Source organism: Photorhabdus antumapuensis, from assembly GCF_020387775.1.
In the GTDB taxonomy this organism is placed as follows: domain Bacteria; phylum Pseudomonadota; class Gammaproteobacteria; order Enterobacterales; family Enterobacteriaceae; genus Photorhabdus; species Photorhabdus antumapuensis.
In genome coordinates this window covers 1-4,284 of sequence record NZ_JAHZMK010000072.1, presented here as the reverse complement: position 1 = coordinate 4,284, position 4,284 = coordinate 1, and the positions used below count along the sequence as shown (strand labels likewise).

General features: G+C 36.9%; 9 protein-coding genes and 1 pseudogene. All 10 read left to right on the top strand.

Annotation, left to right across the window (positions count from 1 at the left end; genetic code table 11):
- Positions 1-578, top strand: a pseudogene (locus KZ793_RS21380) (hypothetical protein); the annotation flags it as partial.
- Positions 575-1,039 carry a DUF4279 domain-containing protein gene (locus tag KZ793_RS21375; protein WP_109791756.1) on the top strand — a complete coding sequence of 155 codons (465 nt, stop codon included), beginning with the start codon at positions 575-577 and terminating at the stop codon, positions 1,037-1,039. The pseudogene KZ793_RS21380 and the gene KZ793_RS21375, both read left to right, overlap by 4 nt.
- Before the next feature lie 258 nt (positions 1,040-1,297).
- Positions 1,298-1,378 (top strand): deaminase domain-containing protein, encoded by an 81-nt coding sequence (locus KZ793_RS23030; RefSeq protein WP_397443651.1) that lies wholly within the window; start codon positions 1,298-1,300, stop codon positions 1,376-1,378.
- The gene (locus tag KZ793_RS21365) at positions 1,375-1,725 is read left to right on the top strand and encodes a ribonuclease domain-containing protein (protein ID WP_225817128.1); all 351 of its coding nucleotides are present in this window, start codon (positions 1,375-1,377) and stop codon (positions 1,723-1,725) included. Before KZ793_RS23030 ends, KZ793_RS21365 begins: the two co-directional genes overlap by 4 nt.
- Positions 1,722-2,015: a barstar family protein gene (locus KZ793_RS21360; protein ID WP_225817127.1), complete on the top strand. Its 294-nt coding sequence runs from the start codon at positions 1,722-1,724 to the stop codon at positions 2,013-2,015. Before KZ793_RS21365 ends, KZ793_RS21360 begins: the two co-directional genes overlap by 4 nt.
- A 260-nt stretch (positions 2,016-2,275) precedes the next feature.
- Positions 2,276-2,563, top strand: a complete 288-nt coding sequence (locus tag KZ793_RS21355; RefSeq protein ID WP_225817126.1) for a hypothetical protein — start codon at positions 2,276-2,278, stop codon at positions 2,561-2,563.
- A gap of 42 nt (positions 2,564-2,605) precedes the next feature.
- The gene (locus KZ793_RS23025) at positions 2,606-2,797 is read left to right on the top strand and encodes a DUF6883 domain-containing protein (RefSeq protein ID WP_339366965.1); all 192 of its coding nucleotides are present in this window, start codon (positions 2,606-2,608) and stop codon (positions 2,795-2,797) included.
- A 7-nt stretch (positions 2,798-2,804) separates the two neighbouring features.
- The gene (locus KZ793_RS21350) at positions 2,805-3,011 is read left to right on the top strand and encodes a DUF4926 domain-containing protein (RefSeq protein ID WP_225817125.1); all 207 of its coding nucleotides are present in this window, start codon (positions 2,805-2,807) and stop codon (positions 3,009-3,011) included.
- Between the two features lie 8 nt (positions 3,012-3,019).
- Complete coding sequence (gene cdiI, locus KZ793_RS21345; protein ID WP_225817124.1) at positions 3,020-3,379, top strand: ribonuclease toxin immunity protein CdiI; 360 nt, start codon at positions 3,020-3,022, stop codon at positions 3,377-3,379.
- Between the two features lie 383 nt (positions 3,380-3,762).
- On the top strand, positions 3,763-4,065 hold the full coding sequence (locus KZ793_RS21340) for a hypothetical protein (protein ID WP_225817123.1): 303 nt from the start codon (positions 3,763-3,765) through the stop codon (positions 4,063-4,065).
- Positions 4,066-4,284: the final 219 nt, after the last annotated feature.

Here is a 4,284-nt window from a genome sequence, read left to right as displayed (position 1 = left end):
ATGCGGTTGCGCCGGAAGCGGCTGTTGGGACTGGTGTTTTGGCGGCGGGAGCCATAAAAGTATTAGGTAACAGCAGAGAAGGTGCGAAAAATCTGGCAGAAGGATTGAGTCATGCTTCAAAACCGCTGTTAAGTAATGCTAAACCTGATATTAATGCCGTAACTCGCTTGGTGGAAAAAGAAGCGTTGTATATGGAACGCAATTCGGCAACAGCGGCGGAAGCTGTTGCTATAGGTATGGCAAAGAATGGTACAAAAGGGGCAACTAACCAGCTTGTTGATGGCAAATGGCTTGATGCAAATGGATTACCCCTACCAGTACCTCCAAGCATCGGAGCTGCTGGTAGAGTACCAACTGTATTACAAACAGGTGGTAATACTTTAAATAAGAGCACAGCTAATACACTAAATAATCAACTTGGTGAGAATCTGACAAGTCGTGAATGGGGTCGTGCTCTTGAGGCTTTGAAAAAAGAAAATGGATTGAGGAATGATTTCCACGGTCGAATTTTAGATAATGGGAACTATATAGATGATGCCGGGAAGGTTATTGGGAATATTGGAGATTATTTACCATGAGTACTATTAAATCTAGGGTTACCCCAGTATCAAGTGATTATCCGACTTGTTCTGAGTGTTATGCACAATTATTGATTTATCCAGGAATGATGCATCCTGATAATGTGAGTAGGCTACTGAAACTTGAACCTACACAGAAGAATATTGTTGGAACAACAGTAACTAATAGTCGAGGAAAAACCCGAGAAATTAAGTTGTCCAGTTGGTTTTTATCTTCAAAATCATATGTAGAGTCGAAGGATCTAAGGGATCATATAGATTGGCTGTTAAGGAAATTAAATCAATCTGAAATCGGATTAAAGCAACTGCAACGTACTGAGGGTATTAGTATAACATTGAGTTGTGTGTGGCGTTCTAAATTTGGACATAGTGGGCCGGTACTATGGCCGGAACAAATGAGATCTATATCTGATTTAGATCTAGAATGTTCTTTTGATATATATTTTGATCCTGATAAGTAAAACAAGCCCCGAAGTATTTTGAACTGCAATCCTAATGTTAGACAATCATCTGTGATTGAAAGGTGCAGTTCATTATGCCGGGGCAAAATGGCTTATTAGGCTGAAAAATCGCGTTGGAGCGTTGTTAGCTGGGAGTCAAACTGCACAGGGAAAAATAGGTTATAACTGACTGAGTGTCTTATAAAAAATCGTGTTCAGCGTTGGACTTCACGACAGAGAACATTGTTACCTGGTAACAATACATTAGCTAAGGGCACAGTGAATATTTTTACTGAACGACCTGCATGTGCAAGTTGCCTCAGTGTTGTAGATCAGTTCAAGGCTAAATATCCTAATTGAAAACAATCCAAGCTGCAAATGAAGTAGTAGAAAGTCTAAAAACTACAGATCAGTTGCTAAAGAATTATGTCACTCAAGGCCCCGCAATAGATAATGGCTGGAGGTCAGGAAAGGCTCTTAATAATACTACATCTGGTAGTCAATTAGGTGGTGATATTTTTGAGAATTCAAATAATCTATTACTATCGTCTCCTAATCGAGTATGGAGTGAAGCTGACATAGAGTTGGACAATACAATTTCTCGCGGTAATCAACCCGGAACCCGATTGCTGTATTCTAATGATGGTTTGTCATATATCACCATAGATCATTATGAAACGGCTATTTCAATAGGTAAATGGAAATGAGTGGTAAAATAATTATTCTAAATGGAAAAGACATCTGTTCAGAAAATGACTTTCATCAAATGTTATCCGAGCAACTAGAATTTGGCTGCTATTATGGGAATAATCTTGATGCTTTATGGGATCGTTTTAGTAATGATGTAGAGCGTCCAATAACCATCATTTGGCTGAATTCTGAATTGTCTCATCAGTACTTAGGGGATACTTTTGAGAAAATTGTTGCCATATTGAATCGAGTTAAAGAGCAAGACATTAATTTTAAATTAACTGATAAATTTGACTATCAATTATAATAATAAAATCAATTCCGGTTATCGTAAATTGCATCATTAGCTGGACTTCAACATATTGTAGAATGCCATGCAAATGACTTTTCAAAAATAGGTGTTTTAGAATCTCAAATACCAAATATAGTCATGGAGGCTGTTTATAAAGGAAAAGGTACGGGACGTCCGATTTATGAAATTACGATCAACGGGCAAAATAACGAATAGTAGTGATTACTGGCAGTAACGGTTCTATCGTTGGCGCTAATCCGGCAGGGAGTAAGTAGATGAAAAGAATAAAATTAATGGCTGATTACGATTGTTATCCATTATGGTCTGATTCAGATGGTGAGGTTGGGAATATTGATCCTGATGTTTTACCAATTAGCGGTTCTCTTAAAGAAGAATTAAATAATTGGTCTAAACAATATGATGAAACATTAAGTTTGGATGATCCCTTAAGCTCTGGATTTTCAACCCCAGAAGTGGAAATAGTCTTTAAGGAAAAAGGTCAATATCTGCGAGAAAAGCTACAAACTGAATTGGGCAATGACTATGAAGTAGTCTGTCAGTAATGATTACTGTTAGTGAACTGCACCCCAGAAGTTAGACACTAACTGATTAAGGTACAGTTCATCCTATCGGGGATATATTCTTCTATTCTTAGTAATGTTGATAGGTTTGTTCAAAGAATAACTATTGGCATGCCAATTACTGGACCGAACGGCAAAACAGCGATTGTTCGTACAGGTTGGATATATGATCTTGGATCATCAACACCTAGATTAACAACGCTCTATGTAAAGTGAGATAGGTATGAAATATTCTCTTTTTGATGTTGTTGTTTTAACTTCAGACATTCCTGAACGTGGACTTAAAGCTGGAATGAAGGGAGCCATTATTGATGTTTATTTTGAGCAGGAAGAAGCATATGAGGTTGAATTTTGTGATGAAGATGGCCGGACTATAGATATGTTACCGTTATATTCCAACCAATTATCTCCATATTTTCACCCCAAATAAGGTAGATAATGAATATTAAATTATTTGAACGAATCGACTATGATTCTGATGAGATGATTACAACGTATTTTGATATTATGTATAGTGATAATCGACTTTTAGAGGCTATAGGTTATCTTATTAAAAAAATAGGATTTAGTACCGATGGAGCATATTGCCATTTTCCAGATATGAACAGTTATGATGAAGAAGATCATTTTGAAGGTGTTCAGTTTATTGTTGGTTATCCGCCAACTGATGAAGATACGATGACAGTCAGTGAAGAAATCTGTTATCACTATGTCAGATTGGCCTGTGAAAAGTATCTTGAGTTTCATCCAGAAGATACAACTAAAGTTAATGAGCTACTGGCAAAAATGCCAATATAAAATCAATATTCCCCGATCATGTGAACTGTCCCCCAAAAGTTAGACATTAACTGATTAAGGCACAGTTTATCCAATCGGGGTTATATTCTTTTATTTTTATGACAACTGGTTTGCTAATATAGGAACTGAGTTGTTCCAGTCAGAACCCTTTACAACAAACCAACCATAATTAAAAATCGTGGCTATTTCAGCCATTCACTTGATCGTATGCAAAGGCAAGGAATTACTCCCACCGTAGTAGAAAATGCGATCAAATCAGAAAATGCAGTGAAAGGAAAAATTCCAGGAACAATGGCTTACCACGATAAAACGAATAACCTTACAGTAATGGTTGATGAAAAATCTGGCCGTGTAGTTACAGTAGACTTCGGGATTATAAGACAATGAATAAATTAAATAATATTACTCTTACTGAGTACGACTTTAGACAACTTAATTTGATGAAAGAAACTCTAGGAGCATATGTTGAAAATAAAATTCCTTTAAATGTACTAATTGATCGCTTAAAAGATTTATTGGATTGCTTACAAGATGTGAATAATGAATGGAAAGAGCAGTTTTATGAGCATTGGCTGAGTTTGGAGCAAGTTTATGCTGTAGCTTTAGATAGAAATGAACCACTAAGTCAATATGAAAGTTATATTAATGATTCAGTTAAGGGACTGAATATCCTGTTAGGATTGTGATTAAAAGATACCGATCTTTTTAAATATACCCTAATTTCTGGACAATTTTATCCGATGGCTAGTATGACCTGAGGCCAGTATTGTGTACTGGTCTCAGGCCGTTCAATTTCTAAAGGTTTTTCTCCGAGGCCGAAAGCGCGTTAGATTATTTGGCAGCCGCAGTAGCGATTATTCTGGGAGCGGGTGATGCTGCCGGGAAAACTATCAAGGCGGTAGAGA

Bases quoted from the DNA above. Each gene is read 5' to 3' on its own strand.
- KZ793_RS21350 (WP_225817125.1), top strand. From the start codon at position 2,805: ATGAAATATTCTCTTTTTGATGTTGTTGTTTTAACTTCAGACATTCCT.
- KZ793_RS21375 (WP_109791756.1), top strand. From the start codon at position 575: ATGAGTACTATTAAATCTAGGGTTACCCCAGTATCAAGTGATTATCCG.
- KZ793_RS21355 (WP_225817126.1), top strand. From the start codon at position 2,276: ATGAAAAGAATAAAATTAATGGCTGATTACGATTGTTATCCATTATGG.
- cdiI (WP_225817124.1), top strand. From the start codon at position 3,020: ATGAATATTAAATTATTTGAACGAATCGACTATGATTCTGATGAGATG.
- KZ793_RS21360 (WP_225817127.1), top strand. From the start codon at position 1,722: ATGAGTGGTAAAATAATTATTCTAAATGGAAAAGACATCTGTTCAGAA.
- KZ793_RS21340 (WP_225817123.1), top strand. From the start codon at position 3,763: ATGAATAAATTAAATAATATTACTCTTACTGAGTACGACTTTAGACAA.